Raw genomic sequence first — 21,652 nt, 5'->3', positions numbered from 1 at the left:
AAGCCCTAGTCAGGGCATCGGGATTGGACCGCAGGGGGCATCATGGCGCGCGATCACGGTGGCGATCTGGACCGGGCCGAGGCCGCCTATGGCCCGGGCGACTGGATCGACCTGTCGACCGGCATCAACCGCAGGCCCTGGCCCGTCGCCGCCCTGCCCGACCGGATCTGGCGGGCCCTGCCGACCGCGCGGGCCGAATCGGCGCTGATCGCGGTGGCGGCCGACTGGTTCGGCTGTCCGCCCGACCGGGTGCTGCCCATGGCGGGGGCCTCGGCCGCGATCCAGATCCTGCCGCGGCTCGGGGCCCCGGGGAATGCCGCGGTGCTGACCCCCAGCTATAACGAACATGCCGCCAGCCTGACCGAGGCGGGATGGCGGGTGACCCCCGCCCCCGACCCGGATGCGATGGAGGGCGCGGATCTGGCCGTCATCGTCAACCCCAACAATCCCGACGGGCGGGAATGGCATCCCGACCGGCTGCGGGCGCTGGCCTCGCAGGTGGGCATGCTGGTCGTGGATGAGAGCTTTGCCGATCCGCGGCCCGACCTGTCGCTGGCGGGGGCGATTCCCGACAACGCGGTGATCCTGCGCAGCTTCGGCAAGTTCTGGGGGCTGGCCGGGCTGAGGCTGGGCTTTGCCTTGGCCCATCCCCCGCGGCTGGAGGCGATGCGCCGCGCGGCGGGGCCTTGGGCGGTCAGCGGCCCGGCGCTGCATGTGGGGCGGCTGGCCATGGCCGACCGCGCTTGGGCCGATGACGCGGTGATGTGGCATGCCGAGGCCGCGCCCCTGCTGGACCGGATCGCCCATGGCGCGGGCTGGGACGCGGTGGGGGGCACGCATCTGTTCCGGCTCTATCAGACCGGGGATGCAGCGGCGGCGCAGGACCGGCTGGCGCGCGGGCATGTCTGGTCGCGCCGGTTTCCGTACTCGCCCGGCTGGCTGAGGCTGGGCATCCCCGGATCGCGCGCGGAATTCGACCGGCTGCGCGCGATCCTGGGCGGTTGAGCACTGGCGCCCCGCGCGCCTGACCGCCATGATGGGCGCGACCCATACGGACCCGCCATGCGCCTTTCACCCCTTGCCCTGATGATCGCGGCGCTTGCCGCCCCCGCCATTGCCGATGCGCCGCTGATCGTGCTGGACCGGGGCCAGCTGCCCTTCGACCTGGGGCCGGGCCATCCGGCCAACAATCCCGCCCGGCCCGCCAATTCCCCCAATGCGGCGTGGAATTCATCGGGCAACACCGCCAATTCCGCGGCCGCGCCGGGCAACCGCCCCACCGACCGGGTGAACGAAAGCCGGGTGATCTTCACCGCCGATGGCAGCGTGCTGGGATATTACGCGCCCAATGCGGGCGGCGTGCTGAACCTGTTCGACCTGTCGGGGCGGCGCATCGCCTATCGCCCCGCCCGCGGTACCCAGAGCCTGTTCACCACCCAGGGCGCCTGGTGCGGCACGGTGGACGGGCTGCGCGACGGCAGCTTCGTGCTGGCCGTCACGCCTGAATGTGCGCGCCGATTCCGCCGCTGACGCGCGGCTGTCACATTTCCCGCCTAGACCGCCCCCAAAACCCCGCCCCCAGACCCCGCCCGGAGAGCGCGATGAACGACTACAAGGACTGGCTGGAAGCCGAACTTCAGGAAACCCTGGACGAGGATATCGAGATCGAGCTGGAGGATGCCGCCCTCTCGGAGGAGATTCGGCGCATCTATCGCAGCCAGCATCCCGACCAGATGGACCGCAAGCTCTATTTCCGCGAATTGCTGCGCCTGCAATCGGAACTGATCCGGCTGCAGGATTGGGTCAGCCATCACAAGGAACGCGTCGTCGTGCTGTTCGAGGGCCGCGACAGCGCCGGCAAGGGCGGCGCCATCAAGCGCATCACGCAGCGCCTGAACCCGCGCGTCGCCCGCGTCGTGGCCCTGCCCGCGCCGTCCGACCGCGAAAAGACGCAGTGGTATTTCCAGCGCTATGTCCCCCACCTGCCCGCGGGCGGCGAGATCGTGCTGTTCGACCGCAGCTGGTACAACCGCGCGGGCGTCGAACGGGTCATGGGATTCGCGACCGAGGATCAGGTCGAACAGTTCTTTCAGGACGTGCCGGAATTCGAGCGGATGCTGGTGCGGTCCGGCATCCGGCTGGTGAAATACTGGTTCTCGATCACCGACGAGGAACAGCAGATGCGCTTTCAGATGCGCATCCACGACCCTCTGAAGCAGTGGAAGCTGTCGCCCATGGACCTGCAATCCCGCATCCGGTGGGAGGCCTATACCAAGGCCAAGGAGGACATGTTCGAACGCACCAACATCCCCGAGGCGCCGTGGTACATCGTGCCCGGCAACGACAAGAAGCGCGCGCGGCTGAACTGCATCGACCACCTGCTGGGCATGATCCCCTATGGCGACGTGCCCCATGACCAGATCACCCTGCCGGACCGGGTCTTCAACCCCGATTACGAACGCGAGGTCCTGCCGCGCGAGCTTTACGTTCCGCAGAAATACTGACAGCCTGCGCCCGGAAACCGATGAGGCGGGCATGCTGGATTTCTTCGTCTATGACGTCTTCACGGAGCGGTCCTTCGCGGGCAACCCGCTGGCCGTGGTGACCGGGGCCGACGGGCTGGACGGCGCGCGGATGCAGGCCATCGCCGCCCAGTTCAACCTGTCCGAGACGATCTTCGTGCTGCCCCCGGACGACCCCGCCCACCGCGCCCGGGTCCGCATCTTCCTGCCCCGGGCCGAGATCCCCTTTGCCGGCCACCCGACCATCGGCTGCGCGCTGCATCTGTGCCCCGGCGACGGCGATCTGGTGCTGGAGGAGGCCGCAGGCCCCGTCCCGGTCCGCATCCGCGACGGGCTGGCGGAATTCGCGGCCCCCCGCCTGCCCGGCCCCACCGCGCCGGTCGGCCCCGAACTGGCCGCCGCCGCCTTGGGGCTGGAGGTCGCCGATCTGGGCCATGGCGCGCACCGGCCCTGCACCGCCGGGGCCGATCCGGGCTTCGTGATGATCCCCCTGCGCGACACCGCCGCCCTGGCCCGCGCCCGGCCCACCGGCACCGCCTTCGAGGCGCTGACCCGCGCCGTCCCCAAGGTCTATTGTCACGCCCCGGACGGCGCGGGCACCCTGCGCGCGCGCATGTTCGCCCCCGCCAACGGCATCGCCGAGGACCCGGCCACCGGCTCCGCCGCCGTCGCCTTGGCCGCGCCACTGCTGGAGGCCGGGGCCCTGCCCGAGGGCGAGACCCGCCTGACCATCCGCCAAGGGATCGAGATGGGCCGCCCCTCGACCATGGGCCTGCGCATCGCGGTCCGTGGCGGGGCGCTGTCATCCGTGCGCGTGTCGGGGCGCGCCGTCCTGACCGCCCAAGGCCGCATCGCCATTCCGGAGGGATCATGACCAAGGCCTATTGGATCGCCCATGTAACGGTGGACGACCCCGCCACCTATGACGCCTATCGCCGCGCCAATGCCGAACCCTTCGCCCGGTTCGGCGCCCGCTTTCTGGTCCGCGGCGGGCCGCAGCAGGTGGTCGAGGGCCAGGCCCGCCCCCGCAGCATGGTGATCGAGTTTCCGTCCCTGCAGGCCGCGACCGACTGCTATCACAGCGCCGAATACCAGGCGGCCAAGGCGCTGCGCGACCCGGTCTCTGCCGCAGATGTGATGATCGTGGAGGGGTGGGACGGCTAGACCGGACCCGCATCAGGAGGCATGTTCCGACGATGTTCATGGATCTGATCAACCGGCTGATGGGCGATGCGCCCCAGACCCTGCCGCCCGCCGATGCCGATCTGGCCATCGCCGCGCTGCTAGTGCGGGTGGCGCGCGCCGATGATCACTACAACGATGCCGAACGCGCCCATATCGACCGGGTCCTGGCCTGCCGCGAGGGCCTGACCCCGGAGGCCGCCGCCGCCCGCCGCCTCGAGGCCGAGCAGCTGGAGGTCGAGGCCACCGACACGGTGCGCTTCACCCGCCAGATCAAGGACCGCATCGCGCTGGAGGATCGCTGCGCCGTCCTCGCCGCCATGTGGGAGATCGCCTATGCCGACAATGCCCGCAGCGCCGACGAGGACAGCCTGATCCGCCTGGTCGCGGGGCTTCTGGGCATTCCCGACCAGCGTTCCGCCCAGATCCGCCGGCAGGTCCGCGCGCGGATGGCCGGTGACCAGACGGACGCTTAGAACCCCAGCCTGTCACGCAGTCCGAACCAAGCCATGCCCAGCACAAGCAACGGCTTGCGCAGCGCGGCACCGCCCGGAAAGGGGCGCGTCGGAACCGCCGCCATCGTGTCGAATCGTTCGGCCTGACCGGCCACCGCCTCGGCCATCAGCCGGCCTGCCAGATGCGCCATCGCCACCCCATGGCCTGAATAGCCGCTGGCCGACAGGCAGTTCGGCGCGACCCGCGCCAGCAGCGGCATCCGGTTCATCGTGATGGCCAGCGTGCCGCCCCAGGCATGGGTCAGGGGCACATCGCGCAGCTGCGGATAGACCGACAGCAGATGCGGGCGCACGACCGCGGCGATGTCGCGCGGAAAGCGGTAGGTCACCGTCTCGCCCCCGCCGAAGACCAGCCGGCAGTGATCGTCCAGCCGCCAGTAGTTCACCACGAATTTTGTATCCGCCACGGCGATGCGGTCCGGCAGGATCTCCGGGTGGTCGTCCAAGGGCGGGGTCGCGACGATGTAGTTGTTGATCGGCATCACCCGCGCGGCCACATGCCCGTCCAGATCGCCCAGATAGCCGTTGCAGGCCAGGATGACGTGATCGGCGCGCAGCAGGCCCTGATCGGTGCGGATGGTGCTGGGCGCGCCATGGTCGATCGCCGTCACCTGCGCGCGTTCATGGATGACGGCGCCCGCCGCCTCGGCCAGGCGCGCGACGCCCAGGGCCAGGGCCAGCGGCTGGACATGGCCCGCGCCCTGATCCAGATCGCCGCCCGCATAATTTCCGCCGCCAATCGCCGCGGCCAGCGCGTCGCGGTCCAGCGGGCGGACCTGATCGTAATCGTAATGCCGGGCCAGATGGTCGGCCATGTGGCGGGCGTGATCGACCTCGGACCGGGTGCGGCAGGCATGGGCGATGCCCGCGCCCACGGGCACGCCCGCCTCGGCGGCCAGATCGCGGGTCAGGGCCTTGGCCTCCTCGGCCAGGTCCCACAGCGCGCGGGCCCGGTCGCGGCCCAGATGCGCCTCCAGCCAGTCGACCTCCTGCCGCTGGCCGGAGCCGATCTGGCCGCCATTGCGCCCCGAGGCGCCAAAGCCCACCCGCTGCGCCTCGAGGACCGTCACCCGAAAGCCGCGCCGCGCCAGATGCAGCGCCGCCGAGAGGCCCGTATAGCCCGCTCCGATCACCGCCACATCCGTCCGCGCCTCGCCCCGCAGGGGAGGGCGTTCGGCCCGGGGCCCGCAATCGTCGGCATAGAGGCTGGGGGGATAGGCGCCGGGCCGGTCGTTCAGATGCAGCAGGTTCATACGTTCAGCAGCAGATGTTCGCGTTCCCACGGGCTGATGACCTGCAGGAACTCCTTGTATTCATTGCGCTTGACGGATTCGTAGACGGCGGTGAATTCGTGGCCCAGAACGCCGCGCATGGCCTCGTTCTCGATCATCAGGTCCAGCGCGTCGCCCAGGTTGTAGGGCAGCTCGTCCTGGGACATGTAGGCGTCGCCCAGGCATTCGGCGCGGGGGTTTTCCGCCTCCAGCAGGCCCAGATAGCCGCAGGCCAGCGACGCCGCGATGCCCAGATAGGGGTTGCAATCCATCCCGGCCAGCCGGTTCTCGATCCGCCGCGCCTCGGGGCCCGAGATCGGCACCCGCAGGCCGGTGGTGCGGTTGTCGCGGCCCCATTCCAGATTGATGGGCGCGGCGAAATCCGGGACATAGCGGCGATAGCTGTTCACATAGGGCGCCAGCAGCGCGATGGCCGCGGGCAGATGCCGCTGCATCCCGGCGACGAAATGCAGGAATTCCGGGGTCTCGCGGCCCTTGGCGTCGGAAAAGATGTTCTGCCCCGTGGCCAGATCCGTCACCGAATGGTGGATATGCATGGCGCTGCCCGGCTCGCCCTCGATGGGCTTGGCCATGAAGGTCGCGAAACAGTCATGGCGCAGCGCCGCCTCGCGGATCAGGCGCTTGAAATAGAAGATCTCGTCGGCCAGGGCCACCGGATCGCCGTGGTTCAGGTTGATTTCGACCTGACCCGCGCCGCCCTCCTGCAGGATGCCGTCGATCTCGAAGCCCTGCGCCTCGGCGAAATCATAGATGTCGTCGATGACCTTGCCGTATTCATCCACCGCCGACATGGAATAGGCCTGTTTCGCCGCAGCCCTGCGCCCCGTCCGGCCCATGGGCGGGATGATCGGCTGGTTCGGGTCGATGTTGCGGGCGACCAGGAAGAACTCCATCTCCGGGGCCACGACCGGGTTCCAGCCCTTGTCGCGGTACATCTGGACGACGCGCTTCAGCACGTTGCGGGGCGCGATGGGCATGGGATTGCCCTGTTGGTCCTGCGCGTCATGGATGACCTGGATCGTCCAGTCGGCGGTCCAAGGCGCGGCGGTGGCGGTGGAATAATCCGGCACCATCACCATGTCGGGTTCGGTGAAGGCCCCCGAGGGGTTGTCAGCCCATTCCCCGGTGATCGTCTGCAGAAAGATCGAATTGGGCAGATAGAACCGTTCCTGGCGCGCGAATTTCGACGCGGGCATGGCCTTGCCGCGGGCGACGCCGGCGATGTCGGCCACGATGCATTCGACCTCGTCCAGGCGGCGGCCGGCCATGAAATCGCGCGCGGCGCGCGGCAGCTTGTCGGTCCAGTCGGTCATGCGGCACCCCTGTCGTCGATCCGGCCCGCCTGCAGGAAAAAGCCCGCGATGCGGTCGGCCATCAGGCGCGACCCGGCCCCGGCCTGGCCCATCCGCGCCTCGGCGGCCTCCAGCAGCGGTTCGGGCACCACCCCCTTGGCGCGGGTCCGCATCAGGCCGCGGATGAAATCGTCGCCGAATTCGGGATGGGCCTGCACGGTCAGGATGCGGTCGCCCCAAGCCAGCGCCGCGTTTTCGCAGAATGCGTTGCGCGCCAGCACCGTGGCGCCGGGCGGCAGATCCATCACCTGGTCCTGGTGCCAGGCGTTCAGCGTGACGCGCTGGCCGTCGAAATCGTAATCCTGCGCGCCCACCGCCCATCCGCCGGGATATTTCCGCACCGTGCCGCCCAAGGCCTGGGCGATGATCTGATGGCCGAAGCAGATCCCCGCCATGGGCAGCCCCGCGTCATGGACGCGGCGGATGAAATCCTCCAGCGGCGGGATGAAGGCGTGGTCCTCATAGGCGCCGTGGCGCGATCCGGTCAGCAGCCAGCCATCCGCGTCGTGGATGTCGTCGGGAAAGGCCATGCCCTCGACATGCCAGGTGCGGAAGTCCAGCCCGCGCCCCGCCAGCAGGTCCATGAACATGTCGGGGTAATCGCCCAGATCCCGCTTCAGCTGGTCGGGCGACTGGCCGCATTGAAGGATGCCGATGCGCATGAAAAACCCCGATCTTCCGCTTGGATGGGCAAAGCCTAGTCGCCCGGCGGGGGTGGCTGCAAGGGGGGAACGGCGACGCGGCTCTGGTCGCGGGCGGCGGCGGGCGCTAATCTGGGCGCGAACAGCCAAAGGACGCCCCATGCCCCATCTGCGCCCCCAGATCGACCCCCAGGGTCTGGACGAATTCTCGGTCGTCTTCACCGACCGGTCCCTGAACCACATGTCGCAGCGCTTCCAGCAGGTCATGCGCGACCTGTCATCGGGCCTGTGCGAGGTCTATGGCGCCGCGCAGGCGGTGATCGTGCCGGGCGGCGGCAGCTACGGCATGGAATCGGTCGCCCGCCAGTTCGGCGCGGGTGCCCATGCGCTGATCGTTCGGAACGGCTGGTTCAGCTATCGCTGGAGCCAGATCTTCGAGGCGGGCGGCTTCGCGCGCGAGGTGACGGTCGTGAAGGCCCGCCCGCAGGGCAACGAGGCCCGCCCCGCCTATGCGCCGCCCCCCATCGACGAGGTCGTGGCCCGCATCCGCGAGACGCGCCCCGACGCGGTCTTCGCCCCGCATGTCGAGACCTCGGCCGGGCTGATCCTGCCCGACGACTACATCGCCGCGCTGGCCGATGCCGCGCATGAGGTGGGCGCGCTGATGGTGCTGGACTGCATCGCGTCGGGCGCGATCTGGGTGGACATGGCCGCCACCGGCGTGGACGTGCTGATCTCGGCCCCGCAGAAGGGCTGGTCGGCATCCCCCGCCGCGGGGCTGGTCATGCTGTCGGACCGCGCCGCCGAACGGCTGGAGGCCTCGACCAGCGACAGCTTCGCGCTGGACCTGAAGAAATGGCGCGCGATCATGCAGGCCTATCTGGATGGCGGACATGCCTATCACGCGACCATGCCGACCGACGCGCTGCTGGGCCTGCGCGACGCGATGGAGGAGACCCGCGCCCTGGGCTTCGACGCCGCGCGCGCGGCGCAGTGGCAGCTGGGCCGGATGGTGCGCGAGGATCTGGCCGGGCGCGGCATCCGCTCCGTCGCGGCCCCGGGCTTCGAGGCGCCGGGCGTCGTCGTCAGCTATACCGACGACCCGGAGATCCGCAGCGGCCGCGCCTTCGCCGCCCAAGGCACCCAGATCGCCGCCGGCGTGCCCCTGGCCATCGACGAGCCCGAGGATTTCTCGACCTTCCGCATCGGGCTGTTCGGGCTGGACAAGCTGAAGGACCCGCAGGCGACGATGGACCGGCTGCGCCCGGTCCTGGACCGCGTGATCGGCTGAGACCCCGCAAGGCCCCCCCGCCGCCGGGCCCGACCCGGCGGCCCCATCGGATGACCATGATGACACCCACCATCGCGCCCGAGAGCCCGCTCGGCCCCGACCTGTCGCTGATCTTCGACCGCCACCAGGCCGAGATGCATGCCGACACGCCGCCCGAATCGATCCACATGCTGCCGCGTGAGGCGCTGGCCGCGCCCCAGGTCGCCTTCTTCGTGATGCGCCTGTCGGGCCAGCCCGTCGCGATGGGCGCGCTGAAGACGATCGCCCCCGGCCATGCCGAGATCAAGTCCATGCATGTCCTGGCCGAACATCGCGGCCGCGGCCTGTCGCGGCTGATGCTGCGCCATCTGCTGGACCATGCCCGTGCGGCAGGGCTGCACCGCCTGTCGCTGGAGACGGGGACCCAGGCCGGTTTCGCCGCGGCCCGCGGTCTCTATGCCAGCGAGGGGTTCGGCGACTGCCCGCCCTTCGGCGATTACCGCACCGACCCCCATTCGGCCTATATGACGCTGACGATCTGACGGCCCCCGCCGGATGGTCGCCCTCAGACCGCGGTCTTCAGGCTTTCCTCCAGATAGATCTCGCGCAGGCGGGTGGCGACGGGACCGACGCCGCCCTGCCCGACCGGGACGCCGTCGATCCGCACCACCGGCATCACGAAGGCCGAGGCCGAGGTGACGAAGGCCTCGTCGGCGGATTGCGCCTCCTCGATGGTGAAGCTGCGTTCCTCGACCTGCATCTGCGCCTCGCGGGCAAAGCGCAGCACGGCGGCGCGGGTGATGCCGTGCAGGATGTCATGGGACAGCTCGCGCGTGATGATGGTGTTGCCGCGCACGATATAGGCGTTGTTCGACGTGCCCTCGGTCACGCGGCCCTCCTCGACCATCCAGGCGTCGTCGGCGCCGCGCGCCTTGGCCTCCATCTTGGCCATCGAGGGATAGAGCAGCTGCACCGTCTTGATGTCGCGCCGCCCCCATCGCAGGTCCGGCACGCTGACCACCGACCAGCCGCTGCGCGCGGCGGGCGCATCGGCCAGGCCCGGCTTGGCCTGGGTGAACATCACCACCGTGGGCGCGGTCTCCGCCGGCGGATAGGCGAAGTCCCGGTCGCCCGGATTGCCGCGCGTGACCTGCAGATAGACCAGCCCGTCGGTGATCGCGTTGCGATCCACCAGCGCGCGATGCGCCTCCAGATAGTCGTCATCCGACAGCGGATTGGCGATGGACAGCTCGGACAGGGACCGCTTCAGGCGGATCATGTGGCCCTCGAAATCGATCAGCTTGCCGCCCAGCACGCTGACCACCTCATAGACGCCGTCGGCCATCAGGAAGCCCCGGTCGAAGACCGAGACCGTGGCCTGATCCTCGGGCAGATAATCGCCATTCACATAAACCGTCCGCGTCATCCGAAGCCTCCTTGCCGCATCCAATCGGCCCGGTCCTGCGCCCAAAGCCCCGCATCGTCAAGCCGGGCGCATCGCGCTGCATTGCGGAAATAGGGCTTGATGCAGGCGCAGCGCAACTTTATTACCAACACCAGGCCCCAATCTTTACGAACTGGACCCTGACATGAGCTTTCGCCAACAGCCCCTTCCCCCTGCCCGTCTGAACCGCTGCCAGCTTTTCGGACCCGGCTCGCGCCCGGCGCTGTTCGCCAAGATGGCCGCGTCGGATGCCGACGTGATCAACCTGGACCTGGAGGATTCCGTCGCCCCCGACGACAAGGACCAGGCCCGCGCCAATATCGTCGCGGCGATCGGCGATGTGGATTGGGGCGGCAAGACCCTGTCGGTGCGCATCAACGGGCTGGACACGCCGTGGTGGTATCGCGACGTGGTGGACCTCTTGGAACAGGCGGGCGACCGGCTGGACCAGATCATGATCCCCAAGGCGGGCTGCGCCGCCGACATCTATGCCGTGGACGCGCTGGTGACCGCCATCGAACGCGCCAAGGGCCGCAGCAAGCGTTTGAATTTCGAGGTGATCATCGAATCCGCCGCCGGCATCTGCCATGTCGAGGAGATCGCCGCCGCATCCCCGCGCCTGCAGGCGATCAGCCTGGGCGCCGCCGATTTCGCGGCATCCATGGGCATGGCCACGACCGGCATCGGCGGCACGCAGGAGAATTACTACATGATCCGCGAGGGCCAGAAATATTGGCCCGATCCCTGGCACTGGGCGCAGACGGCCATCGTCGCAGCCTGCCGCACGCATGGGCTGCTGCCGGTGGACGGACCCTTCGGCGATTTCAGCGATCCCGAAGGGTTCCGCGCCCAGGCCCTGCGCAGCGCGACCTTGGGCATGGTCGGCAAATGGGCCATCCATCCCAGCCAGATCGCCCTGGCCAACGAGGTCTTCTCGCCCTCGGAGGCCGCCGTCACCGAGGCGCGCGAGATCCTGGCCGCGATGGAGAAGGCCAAGGCCGAGGGCGCGGGCGCGACCGTCTACAAGGGCCGGCTGGTCGACATCGCCTCGATCAAGCAGGCCGAGGTGACGCTGCGCCAGGCGGATCTGATCGGGGCCTGATCCCTCAGGGTATCGGCGCCTCCAGCAGGGGCGCCAGCAGGGGGTTGGGAAAGCGCCGCTGCAGCGTGACGGCGTAAAAACCCTCGCCGATCTCGCCCAGCTGCGCGGCCTCGACCAGCAGGCCGGCGTCCAGCTCGTCGCGCACGACGATGGGCGGGATGACGGCCAGGCCCGCATCCTCGCGCGCCAGCAGGCGCAGCATCGCCATGTCATCGGCCTCGGCCGCGATCAGGGGGGTGATTGACAGCCGCGCGGCCAGCGCGTCGAACCCCGCCCGGATCGAGCTATCCAACGACGGCAGGACCAGCGGTTCCGACCGCAGCAGCTGGGCCAGATCGCGCCCCTGCCCCACCCGCGCGGGCGATCCGATCAGGCTGACGGGCTGTTGGGCCAGCCGATGCACCAGCCAGTGATTCGCCGCGTCCCGCATCGGCGCGTGATTGACCAGCACCACGTCCAGCGACAGCGCCTCCAGCCCGCGCAGCATCTCGGCCTGGCTGCCCGATCGCAGCACGATCTCGACATCCGCGCGGCCGATCAGGGGGCGCAGGAACAGCATCTGGAAATTGCGCGACAGCGTGGCCTGCGCCCCGACCCGCAAGACGCGCCGCGCCCGCCCCGTCTCGCGCAGGGTGGCGGTCAGGTCGTCGGCGGTGCGAAAGATCGCCTCGGCATGATCCAGCGCGATGCGCCCCGCCTCGGTCAGGACCAGCCCCCGCCCCCGGCGTTCAAAGAGGTCATGGCCCAATGACGCCTCCAGCGCGCGCAGCTGGGTGGACAGCGCCGATTGCGACAGGTTCAGCCAGCGCGCGGCCCCGGTCAGGGTGCCGTTGCGGGCGACGGCGCGGAACAGGCGCAGGTGGTGCAGGTTCAGCATCGTTCCATCCAGTCGAACGGTTTTGCCGATAATATATAATTTTCTGAATATCGTCCATCGGCTAATCCCGGCCGAACCCCCCTTGCTGGACGAGGCATCATGACCCTGACCCTGCTGGCCCCCGCGCTGCTGCTGATAGCAGCGCCCTTGGCCCGGACCCATCCCCGCCTGCCCGAGACCGCCGCCTTGGCCGCCCTGGCCGTGGCGGCGGCGGGCACCCTGTCGCTGATCGTCACGGGCGCGCCGCCGCCGGGCGGGCCGCTGGCCTGGGATGCGATCGCGGCGACGATGTCGCTGCTGGTGGCCTTTGTCGGATGGGTCGTGCTGCGATACTGCCGCAGCTATCTGCGGGCCGAGCCGGGGGCGGACCGCGCGCGGGCGGGCATCCTGGCCTGCCTGGGCGCGGTGATGGTGCTGGTCCAGGCGGGCGACCTGCTGGTGATGGCCGCCTGTCTGATCGCGGTGGGGGTGCTGATGCGGCGCCTGCTGCTCTTCTATCCCGACCGGCCGCAGGCGCGGCGGGCGGCGGCCAAGTTCACGGCGGTCTGGGGGGCGGGCGACCTGGCGCTGCTGGCGGCGGCGGGTCTGGCCTGGGCGGCCTGGGACACGACCGACCTGTCGCAGCTGCGCGCGGCGGCGTCGGCGCCCCTGCCCGTAACGGGCCAGCTGGCCGTCGCCGCCCTGATCCTGGCCGCGCTGCTGAAGACCGCGGCCTTTCCTCTGCATGGCTGGCTGACCGAGGTGATGGAGGCCCCCACCCCCGTCTCGGCCCTGCTGCATGCGGGCATCATCAATGCGGGCGGGCTGATCCTGATCCGCAGCGCCGACCTGATCCAGGCCAGCCCCGTGGCGATGGCGGTGCTGGTCGCATCGGGCGGGCTGACCGCGCTGTTCGGCGCCGCCGTCATGCTGACCCAGAGCGCGGTCAAGACGGCGCTGGCATGGTCCACCATCGCCCAGATGGGCTTCATGATGCTGCAATGCGGGCTGGGGCTGTGGCCGCTGGCGCTGCTGCATATCGTGGCGCATTCGCTCTACAAGGCGCATGGCTTCCTGGCATCGGGCCAGGCGGTGCGCGCGGTCGAGGCCGCCCGCAGGCCCGGCCCCGTCGCCGTGCCCGGGCTGCGCGCGGTGGCGCGTGCCTTCGGGCTGGCGCTGCTGCTCTATGCGGGGGTGGCGGCGGGGTTCGCGGCGATCGGCGGGGCCAAGTCGCCGCAGGCGCTGGCGCTTGGCGCAATCCTGATCTTCGGCACGGCCTATCTGGTGGCGCAGGGTCTGGCCGATGCGGCGCCGCGCGCGCTGACCCGGCGCACGGGGATGGCCTCGCTGGCGGCGGCCTTGGGCTATTTCGGGTTCCACCTGCTGGCGGGGCTGGCCTGGGGCGCGCATCTGCCCGCGCCGCCCGATCCCGGCCCCCTGGAATGGGCGCTGCTGGCGCTGGCGCTGCTGTCCTTCGGGCTGGTCGCGGTGGCGCAGGCGCTGTTCCCGCTCTGGGCGCATCACCCGGCGACCGGGGCGCTGCGCGTGCATCTGGCCAACGGCCTTTACCTCAACGCCCTTTTCGACCGGCTGATCGGCGGCTTTCGCGCCGTCCGGCCCCGCTGACCCCGACCGGAGGATCCCATGTTCCTGAACCACGGCAGCTTCACCGCCGACCAAGCCACCCGCCTGCTGGAGGCCGCGTCCCATGCGACCCGCGCCATCCCCCCGGCCTTTCCCCTGTTCGCGACGGTGGCGGTCAACCCCTTTCTGGGCCAGACCGACCAGGACCTCGCCGGGGCCGCCGCGCGTCTGTCGCGGGTGGCGGGCCTGTCCCTGACCCGGCCGCGCGCCGAATTCGCGCAGGCGCTGGCCCAAGGCCGGATCACCGATGACGACCTGGCGGCGGCGCTGATCGCCAGCGCCTCGCCGCTGAAGCCCGCCGACCTGGCCCTGCTGAAGGCGCGGCTGCACGCCCCCGCGCCCCCCCGCCGCGCCCTGCCCAGCCTGGCCGACCTGGCCCGCGACCGGACCGGGACCGACTGGCCCCAGATCGTCCAGCGCTGCATCGGGCTGTGGGCGGCGGGTCATTTCGATCAGGGCCAGGCGCTGTGGACGCCCGCGCCCGGGCGGGGGGCCTATGCCGCCTGGCGGGACTGGGCCACCCATGACCTGACCCCGGAGATCGCGGGCCTGCGCGGCTTCTGCGCCCATGTCGCGGCCGCCCCCGACATGGCCGAACGCGCCATCCTGCGCGCGGCCGAGCGGCTGTCCTTGGACCCAGCCTCGGCGCCCACCGCCTTTCACCGGCTGCTGATCGACCTGGGGGGCTGGGCCCAGCATGCGCGCTGGCTGTCGTGGCAGGCCGAACAGGCGGGCGGGGGCGATGCCACCGCGACCGACCTGCTGGCCATCCGCCTGGTCTGGGACGAGGCGTTGCTGACCCTGATGCCGGACCTGGCCGCCCCCTGGTCCGCCGTGGTGCCCGCCCATGCCGCGCCGGTCGAACCCGATCCCGACCATGTGATCGACGCCATCCTGCAGGATGCGGCCGAACGCGCCCATCAGCGCGACCTGGCCGCCCGGCTGACCGGCCCGCGCGGCGCGGGCGCGCGCCCCGCGCTGCAGGCGGCCTTCTGCATCGACGTGCGGTCCGAACCTTTCCGCCGCGCGCTGGAGGGGCTGGCCCCCGATATCCAGACCATCGGCTTTGCGGGCTTCTTCGGCCTGCCGCTGCAGCACCGCCCCCATGCCAGCGACCTGAGCGACGCGCATCTGCCGGTCCTGCTGAGGCCTGTGCTGCGCTCGGTCGATGCCGACGCCCCCCTGGCCGAGGATGCGGCCCGGATCGGCGCCCGCGCGGCCCGGGCCTGGGGGCGGTTCCGGCAGGCGGCGGTGTCCTCCTTTGCCTTCGTCGAGGCGGCGGGGCCGCTCTATGGGGTCACGCTGCTGAAGGACGCCTTGGGTCGCCACGCCGCCCCCGCGCCGGAGGGACGGCCGCGACTGGACCCGCCTCTGCCGGCCGATCAGGGCGCGGCGCTGGCCGCGACGGTGCTGCGCGCGATGGGGCTGACCCGCGATCACGCGCGGCTGGTCCTGCTGGTCGGGCATGGCGCGCAGGTGACCAACAACCCGCATGAAAGCGCCTATCACTGCGGCGCCTGCGGGGGGCGGACGGGGCAGGTCTCGGCCCGGGTGCTGGCCGACCTGATGAACGACCCGGCGGTGCGGGCGGGGCTGCCCGGCCATGGGATCGCGCTCCCGCAATCGACGCTGTTCGTGGCCGCGCTGCATGACACGACGACGGACCGGGTGACGGTCCATGCCGATGCCGCGCCCGCCAGCCATGCGGCGGATCTGGCGCGGGCCGCGGATTGGCTGGCCCGGGCCGGGGCGCGGGTGCGCGCCGAACGCGCCCCCCGCCTGCCCGGCGCGCGGGCCGAGGATGTCGCCGCCCGCGCCCTGGACTGGGCCGAGACGCGCCCCGAATGGGGCCTGGCGGGCTGCGCGGCCTTCATCGCCGCGCCGCGCGACGTCACGCGCGGGCTGGATCTGGGCGGGCGCAGCTTCCTGCACAGCTATGACCGCCGCCTGGACCCCGACCACAAAGTGCTGGAGCTGATCCTGACCGCGCCGGTCGTGGTGGCCAGCTGGATCAGCCTGCACTATTACGGATCGACCGTGGCCGCCCCGGTCTTTGGCGGCGGCAACAAGCTGATCCATAACGTCACCGGCGGCATCGGCGTGGTCGAGGGCAATGGCGGCCCCCTGCGCCCCGGCCTGCCGCTGCAGGCCGTCCATGACGGGCGGCGCGCGGCCCATGACGCGCTGCGGCTGACGGTGCTGCTGGATGCCGCGCCCCAGGCCGTGGGCGCCATCCTGGCCCGCCATCCCCAGGTCGCGGCGCTGTTCGACAATGGCTGGATGCACCTGCTGACGCTGGAGGATGGCCGCATCGCCGCCCGCTATCGCCCCGGCGGCGACTGGAGGCGCGAGCCCGCGTGAAACGGCATCGCGACCTGGCGGATTGACTCGCCGGCCCGAAAAGAACAAAAAAGGAACAACGAATCCCGTTCCTCCGGTTGTCCCATGCCCGCCTCCGCCGCCACGCTCACCGCGCTCCGTGCCCGCATCGCCGATCTGTCGGGCGATGCGCAGGCGCGCGCGGTGCTGCCCTTCGGGGTGGCGGATCTGGACCGGCGCCTGCCGCAGGGGGGGCTGGCGCTCGGCTGTCTGCACGAGGTCGCGGGCGGCGCCGGGGGCGCGGTGGACGGGGCTGCGGCGGCCTGCTTTGCCGCGGGCATCGCCGCGCGCCTGCCGGGGCAGGTGCTGTGGTGCGTGACGCGGGCGGATCTGTTCGCGCCGGGGCTGGCGCAGGCGGGCCTGCCGCCGGGCCGGGTGATCCATGTCGAGGCGGGCGACGAGGCATCGGTCCTGGCCTGCATGGAGGAGGGGCTACGCCATGGCGGCCTGTCCGCCGTGGTGGCCGAGGTCGGGCGCCTGTCCATGACCGCCTCGCGCCGGTTGCATCTGGCGGCCAAGGGCACGGGCACGACGGGCATCGCGCTGCGCCGCTGGCGGGCCGTGGCCGAGGCCGCCGATTTCGGCCAGCCCACCGCCTCCATGACCCGCTGGCAGGTATCCGAGATCCCCTCGGCCGCGCTGCCCGTGCCGGGCCTCGGGCGGGCGCGCTGGCGGGTGGCGCTGGTGCGGGCGCGGGCGGGCGAACCCTTCGATCTGGAACTGGAGGCTTGCGATGGCACGGGTCATCTCGGTCTGCCTGCCGATGTGGCCGATCGACCGGCTGCGGCGGGCAGGCGATACGCCTTCATGTGACGATGGGCCCCTGATCCTCGCGGGCCGCACGTCCAACCGCCGGGTGATCACCGCCGCCTGCGCGCGCGCCCGGTCGCTTGGCCTGGGGCCCGGCATGCCCGTCAGCAAGGCGCAGGCGCTGGTCCCGGACCTGCGCGTCCTGCAGGCCGACCCCCGGGGCGATCTGGCCGCGCTGGAGCGTCTGGCCCTGTGGCTGATGCAGCGCTTCGCGCCCATCGTGGCGGTCGATCCGCCCGAGGGCGTGGTGATCGACGCGACCGGCACCGACCACCTGCATGGCGGCGAGGCCGCGATGCTGGACGCGATCCTGGGTCGGCTGACCCTGTCGGGCATCACCGCGACCATCGCCATGGCCGATACATGGGGGGCAGCCCATGCGCTGGCCCGCCATGCAGGCGCAGTGACCATCGCGCCCCCCGGCACGGCGCGGGAGGCACTGGCGCCCCTGCCCTTGGCGGCGCTGCGGCTGCCGCCCGCGACGGTGGCCGGGTTGGCGGATATGGGGTTCCAGACGGTGGGCGACCTGATGGCCGTGCCCCGCGCGCCCCTGACCCGCCGCTTCGGCCCGGAGGTGACGCGGCGGCTGGACCAGGCGCTTGGCCTCTCGGGCGAGCCCATCGACCCGCTGCGCCCCGCCGATCTGGCCACCAGCCGCCGCGCCTTCGCCGAACCCATCGCCGCGACCGAGACCATCGCCCGCCAGATCGGCCGGCTGGTGGGCGACCTCTGCGCCCAGCTTGAATCGCGGGGCATGGGCGCGCGCCGCCTGGACCTGATCTGCTGGCGCGTGGACAGTGCCGCCCAGCCCGTCCGCGTGGGCCTGGCCGCCCCGCAGCGCGACCCCGCGCGGCTGACGCGGCTGCTGTGCGACAAGATCCCCTCCATCGACCCGGGCTTCGGGATCGAGATCATGACCCTGACCGCCACCTTGGCCGAACCGCTGGCCCCCCGCCAGCGCGCGACCCTGCTGGAGCCCGAGGCCCCCGATGTCACCGGCCTCATCGACGTGCTGGCCAATCGCGTGGGCGCGGCGGCCGTATTCCGCATCGCCCCCGTCGCCAGCGAGGTCCCCGAACGCAGCGTGGCGCGCGTGGCCCCCCTCTCCGCGATCCCCGAGGGCTGGCCCGACCACTGGCCCCGGCCCGCCCGCCTGCTGCCGCGCCCCGAACCGATCGAGACGATGGCCCTGCTGCCCGACCAGGCGCCCCATTGGATCGCTTGGCGCGGCAGCCGCCACCGCGTCGCCCGCGCCGACGGGCCGGAACGCATCTTCGGCGAATGGTGGAAGCGCGAGGCCGAGACCCGCGCCGTGCGCGACTATTTCCGCGTCGAGGACGAGTCCGGCCGCCGCTTCTGGATCTTTCGCCAAGGCGATGGCGAGGACGCCTCGACCGGATCGCATCGCTGGTTCCTGCATGGGGTGTTCGGATGAGCGGGCCGGGTTACGTCGAGCTGCAGGTCACCTCGCAATTCTCCTTCCTGCGCGGCGCCTCCTCGGCCGAGGAGCTCTTCGCCGCCGCCGCCCTGATGGGGATGGAGGCGCTGGCCGTCACCGACCGCAACTCGCTGGCCGGGATCGTGCGCGCCCATGTGGCAGCCAAGGAGACCGGCGTGCGCCTGATCGTCGGCTGCCGGCTGGACTTGGCCTGCGGCATGTCGCTGCTGGTCTATCCGACCGACCGCCCCGCCTATGCGCGGCTCTGTCGGCTGCTGTCCGTCGGCAAGGGGCGCGCAGGCAAGGGCCGCTGCCATCTGGAATGGGCGGACCTGGCCCCTGCCTGCGAGGGCTTGATCGGCGTGCTGATCCCCGATCAGGCGGATGATCACTGCGCCCTGCAGATGCGCCGGATGCGCGAGGCCTTCGGCGACCGCGCCCATCTGGCGCTGACCCTTCGCCGGCGCCCGAACGATCAGCTGCGGCTGCATGAGCTGTCGAGCCTCGCCGTCCGCCTGCGCGTGACGACCGTGGTCACCAATGACGTGCTGTTCCACATCCCCGACCGCCGCATCCTGCAGGACGTGGTCACCGCGATCCGCCACAACACCACCGTCGACGCCCTGGGCTTTCGCCGCGAGCGTCACGCTGACCGCTATCTGAAGACGCCCGCCGAGATGCACCGGCTGTTCAGCCGCTACCCCGAGGCGCTGGCCCGCTCGGCCCGGATCGCGGAGGCCTGCCGCTTCTCGCTCGACGAGCTGGAATACCAGTATCCCGAGGAACGCGACGATCCCACCGTCACCACCCAGGCCACGCTTGAGCGGCTGACCTGGGAGGGCGCGGCCGAGCGCTATCCCGAGGGCGTCCCGATCAAGGTCAACGCCAGCCTGCGCCATGAGCTGCGCCTGATCGACCGGCTGGACTATGCCCCCTACTTCCTGACCGTGAACAGCATCGTCCGCTTCGCCCGCTCGCGCGGCATCCTCTGCCAGGGCCGGGGATCGGCGGCCAATTCGGCGGTCTGCTTCGTGCTCGGCATCACCTCCATCGATCCGGGGCGCCACGATCTCCTCTTCGAGCGCTTCATCAGCGAGGAACGCCACGAGCCGCCCGACATCGACGTGGATTTCGAACATGAACGGCGCGAGGAGGTCATCCAGTGGATCTACCGCAGCTATGGCCGTGACCGCGCGGCGCTGACCGCCGTGGTGATCCGCTATCGCAGCAAGGGCGCGCTGCGCGACGTGGGCAAAGCCCTCGGCCTGCCCGAGGACGTGATCCGCGCCATATCCGGCCAGATCTGGGCTTGGGGGGACGAGCCCATCCCCGAGGCCCTGCTGCGCGAGCTGAACCTGAACCCCGCCGACCGCCGCCTGCGCCTGACGCTGGAACTGGCGGCCCAGCTGCGCGGCACGCCACGGCACCTGTCCCAGCATCCGGGCGGCTTCGTGCTGACCAATGACCGGCTGGACGCGCTGGTCCCCATCGAGCCCGCGGCGATGGAGGATCGCCAGATCATCGAATGGGACAAGGACGACATCGACGCGCTGCACTTCATGAAGCTGGACGTGCTGGCCTTGGGCATGCTGACCTGCCTCTCGCGCAGCTTCGGGCTGCTGCGCGATCACAAGGGGCTGGATCATGACCTGGCCAGCATCCCCGCCGATGACGGCCCGACCTTCGACATGATCTGCCGCGCCGACACGCTCGGCACCTTCCAGATCGAGAGCCGCGCCCAGATGTCCATGCTGCCCCGGCTGAAGCCCCGCAGCGTCGAGGACCTGACCATCCAGGTGGCCATCGTCCGCCCCGGCCCGATCCAGGGCGACATGGTCCACCCCTATCTGCGCCGCCGGGCGGGGCTGGAGACGGTCGTCTATCCCAAGCCCGAACTGGAACGCGTGCTCAAGCGCACCTATGGCGTGCCGCTGTTTCAGGAACAGGCCATGCGCATCGCCATCGAATGTGCGGGCTTCACCCCCGGCCAGGCCGACATGCTGCGCAAGTCCATGGCGACCTTCAAGCTGACGGGCGGCGTCTCGGCCTTTCGCGACCGGGTGATCGAGGGGATGATCGCCAACGGCTACGAGGCCGATTTCGCCGCCCAGATCTTTCGCCAGCTGGAGGGTTTCGGCAGCTACGGCTTTCCCGAAAGCCACGCGGCCAGCTTCGCGCTGATCGCCTATGCCTCGGCCTGGCTGAAATGCCACCATCCCGACGCCTTCTGCGCGGCGCTGCTGAACAGCCAGCCGATGGGATTCTATGCCCCGGCCCAGATCGTGCGCGATGCCCGGGATCACGGGGTGGAGGTCCGCCCGGTCTGCATCGCGACATCGGATTGGGACTGCACGCTGGAGACCGCGGGGGCCGGGCTTGCGGTGCGGCTCGGGCTGCGGATGGTCAAGGGGCTGGCGCGCACCCATGCGGCGGCGATCATCGCCGCGCGGCCCGCCGCCTCTGCCGCCGATCTCTGCCGCCGGGCGGGTGTGCCCGCCGCCGCCCTGACCGCCATCGCCGAGGCCGACGGCTTTCGCCCCGCCTATGGCCTGGCCCGGCGCGAGGCGCTCTGGGCGATCCGCGGGCATCAGCCGGACCTGCCGCTGTTCGCGGCGGCCGCGGCGGAGGAACCCGCCGTCGCGCTGCGCCCCATGCAGGCGGGCCGCGAGGTGGTCGAGGATTACGCCCATACCGGCCTGACCCTGCGCCGCCATCCGCTGGCCTTCCTGCGCGACGACCTGACCCGCCGCCGCATCCGCAGCTGCGCCGAGGCCATGGCCGCGCCGAACCGCAGCTGGACCCATGTGGCGGGGCTGGTCCTGGTGCGTCAGCGACCCGGATCGGCCAAGGGCGTCATGTTCATCACGCTGGAGGACGAGACCGGCATCGCCAACCTGGTCCTGTGGCCCAAGGTCTTCGACGCGCATCGGCGCATCGTGCTGGGGGCGGGGATGATCGGGGTCGAGGGCCGCGTCCAGCGCGCGGGTGCGGTCGTGCATCTGGTCGCCCACCGGCTGACCGACCTGTCGGCGGATCTGGCGAGCGTGGGGCGGCAGGGGGCCTTTCCCCTGCCCCATGGCCGCGGCGACGAATTCCATCGCGGCGCGCCCCCGCCCGATCCGCGCGGCACGGCGCCGAAGCCCCGCGACATCCATGCCCGCGGCCCGAACGGCATCACCGTCAGGACGCGGGATTTCCGCTGAGC

At 71.1% G+C, this 21,652-nt stretch carries 19 protein-coding genes; 14 read left to right on the top strand and 5 right to left on the bottom strand.

Annotation, left to right across the window (positions count from 1 at the left end; all coding sequences use genetic code 11):
• The first annotated feature begins 42 nt into the window (after window positions 1–42).
• The 6 genes from cobD (at window position 43) to JHW48_RS04045 (ending at window position 4,180) form a co-directional block, all read left to right on the top strand.
• A complete protein-coding gene (cobD, locus tag JHW48_RS04070) occupies window positions 43–1,005 on the top strand; it encodes a threonine-phosphate decarboxylase CobD (protein WP_119886823.1) in 963 nt (320 codons plus the stop codon).
• 57 nt (window positions 1,006–1,062) lie between these two features.
• Window positions 1,063–1,530: a hypothetical protein gene (locus tag JHW48_RS04065; RefSeq protein WP_205961940.1), complete on the top strand. Its 468-nt coding sequence runs from the start codon at window positions 1,063–1,065 to the stop codon at window positions 1,528–1,530.
• 71 nt (window positions 1,531–1,601) lie between these two features.
• A complete protein-coding gene (gene ppk2 / locus JHW48_RS04060; protein ID WP_119886387.1) occupies window positions 1,602–2,504 on the top strand; it encodes a polyphosphate kinase 2 in 903 nt (300 codons plus the stop codon).
• Between the two features lie 31 nt (window positions 2,505–2,535).
• The gene (locus JHW48_RS04055) at window positions 2,536–3,396 is read left to right on the top strand and encodes a PhzF family phenazine biosynthesis protein (RefSeq protein WP_119886386.1); all 861 of its coding nucleotides are present in this window, start codon (window positions 2,536–2,538) and stop codon (window positions 3,394–3,396) included.
• Window positions 3,393–3,686 carry a DUF1330 domain-containing protein gene (locus tag JHW48_RS04050; RefSeq protein ID WP_119886385.1) on the top strand — a complete coding sequence of 98 codons (294 nt, stop codon included), beginning with the start codon at window positions 3,393–3,395 and terminating at the stop codon, window positions 3,684–3,686. Before JHW48_RS04055 ends, JHW48_RS04050 begins: the two co-directional genes overlap by 4 nt.
• Before the next feature lie 32 nt (window positions 3,687–3,718).
• On the top strand, window positions 3,719–4,180 hold the full coding sequence (locus tag JHW48_RS04045) for a tellurite resistance TerB family protein (RefSeq protein ID WP_119886384.1): 462 nt from the start codon (window positions 3,719–3,721) through the stop codon (window positions 4,178–4,180).
• Here the strand turns inward: JHW48_RS04045 and JHW48_RS04040 are convergent.
• From JHW48_RS04040 to JHW48_RS04030, 3 genes are read right to left on the bottom strand one after another with little or no spacing between them, the layout of a single operon-like run.
• Window positions 4,177–5,472: an NAD(P)/FAD-dependent oxidoreductase gene (locus tag JHW48_RS04040; protein ID WP_119886383.1), complete on the bottom strand. Its 1,296-nt coding sequence runs from the start codon at window positions 5,470–5,472 to the stop codon at window positions 4,177–4,179. The two genes, JHW48_RS04045 and JHW48_RS04040, sit on opposite strands and share 4 nt — an antisense overlap.
• A complete protein-coding gene (locus tag JHW48_RS04035) occupies window positions 5,469–6,824 on the bottom strand; it encodes a glutamine synthetase family protein (RefSeq protein WP_119886382.1) in 1,356 nt (451 codons plus the stop codon). The genes JHW48_RS04040 and JHW48_RS04035 overlap by 4 nt, the downstream gene beginning before the upstream one ends.
• The gene (locus JHW48_RS04030) at window positions 6,821–7,525 is read right to left on the bottom strand and encodes a type 1 glutamine amidotransferase (RefSeq protein WP_119886381.1); all 705 of its coding nucleotides are present in this window, start codon (window positions 7,523–7,525) and stop codon (window positions 6,821–6,823) included. Before JHW48_RS04030 ends, JHW48_RS04035 begins: the two co-directional genes overlap by 4 nt.
• A 139-nt stretch (window positions 7,526–7,664) precedes the next feature.
• On the opposite strand from JHW48_RS04030, the gene JHW48_RS04025 reads away from it, so the two are divergent.
• Together JHW48_RS04025 and JHW48_RS04020 are read left to right on the top strand one after the other, a co-directional pair.
• A complete protein-coding gene (locus tag JHW48_RS04025) occupies window positions 7,665–8,795 on the top strand; it encodes an aminotransferase class V-fold PLP-dependent enzyme (RefSeq protein WP_119886380.1) in 1,131 nt (376 codons plus the stop codon).
• A 50-nt stretch (window positions 8,796–8,845) separates the two neighbouring features.
• Window positions 8,846–9,316 carry a GNAT family N-acetyltransferase gene (locus JHW48_RS04020; protein ID WP_119886379.1) on the top strand — a complete coding sequence of 157 codons (471 nt, stop codon included), beginning with the start codon at window positions 8,846–8,848 and terminating at the stop codon, window positions 9,314–9,316.
• Between the two features lie 23 nt (window positions 9,317–9,339).
• On the opposite strand, the gene JHW48_RS04015 is transcribed toward JHW48_RS04020, so the two are convergent.
• On the bottom strand, window positions 9,340–10,200 hold the full coding sequence (locus JHW48_RS04015) for a D-amino-acid transaminase (RefSeq protein WP_119886378.1): 861 nt from the start codon (window positions 10,198–10,200) through the stop codon (window positions 9,340–9,342).
• A gap of 163 nt (window positions 10,201–10,363) precedes the next feature.
• Between JHW48_RS04015 and JHW48_RS04010 the strand changes: the two genes are divergently transcribed.
• A complete protein-coding gene (locus JHW48_RS04010) occupies window positions 10,364–11,320 on the top strand; it encodes an L-malyl-CoA/beta-methylmalyl-CoA lyase (protein WP_119886377.1) in 957 nt (318 codons plus the stop codon).
• 4 nt (window positions 11,321–11,324) lie between these two features.
• On the opposite strand, the gene JHW48_RS04005 is transcribed toward JHW48_RS04010, so the two are convergent.
• On the bottom strand, window positions 11,325–12,197 hold the full coding sequence (locus tag JHW48_RS04005; protein ID WP_119886376.1) for a LysR family transcriptional regulator: 873 nt from the start codon (window positions 12,195–12,197) through the stop codon (window positions 11,325–11,327).
• A 99-nt stretch (window positions 12,198–12,296) separates the two neighbouring features.
• On the opposite strand from JHW48_RS04005, the gene JHW48_RS04000 reads away from it, so the two are divergent.
• The 5 genes from JHW48_RS04000 to JHW48_RS03980 all read left to right on the top strand — a co-directional run bounded on the left by JHW48_RS04000 (window position 12,297) and on the right by JHW48_RS03980 (window position 21,650).
• Window positions 12,297–13,802 carry a proton-conducting transporter transmembrane domain-containing protein gene (locus tag JHW48_RS04000; protein ID WP_119886375.1) on the top strand — a complete coding sequence of 502 codons (1,506 nt, stop codon included), beginning with the start codon at window positions 12,297–12,299 and terminating at the stop codon, window positions 13,800–13,802.
• A gap of 18 nt (window positions 13,803–13,820) precedes the next feature.
• Window positions 13,821–16,181: a YbcC family protein gene (locus JHW48_RS03995; RefSeq protein WP_119886374.1), complete on the top strand. Its 2,361-nt coding sequence runs from the start codon at window positions 13,821–13,823 to the stop codon at window positions 16,179–16,181.
• 84 nt (window positions 16,182–16,265) lie between these two features.
• Entirely contained in the window at window positions 16,266–17,012 is a 747-nt protein-coding gene (locus JHW48_RS03990) for an ImuA family protein (protein WP_119886373.1), read from the top strand.
• Window positions 16,933–18,444 carry a DUF6504 family protein gene (locus tag JHW48_RS03985; RefSeq protein WP_119886372.1) on the top strand — a complete coding sequence of 504 codons (1,512 nt, stop codon included), beginning with the start codon at window positions 16,933–16,935 and terminating at the stop codon, window positions 18,442–18,444. The genes JHW48_RS03990 and JHW48_RS03985 overlap by 80 nt, the downstream gene beginning before the upstream one ends.
• Window positions 18,441–21,650 (top strand): error-prone DNA polymerase, encoded by a 3,210-nt coding sequence (locus tag JHW48_RS03980; RefSeq protein ID WP_119886371.1) that lies wholly within the window; start codon window positions 18,441–18,443, stop codon window positions 21,648–21,650. Before JHW48_RS03985 ends, JHW48_RS03980 begins: the two co-directional genes overlap by 4 nt.
• Window positions 21,651–21,652: the final 2 nt, after the last annotated feature.

Origin of the sequence: Paracoccus aestuarii, assembly GCF_028553885.1 — a bacterium.
In the GTDB taxonomy this organism is placed as follows: Bacteria; Pseudomonadota; Alphaproteobacteria; order Rhodobacterales; family Rhodobacteraceae; genus Paracoccus; species Paracoccus aestuarii.
This window is presented reverse-complemented; position numbering and strand designations above follow the sequence as displayed.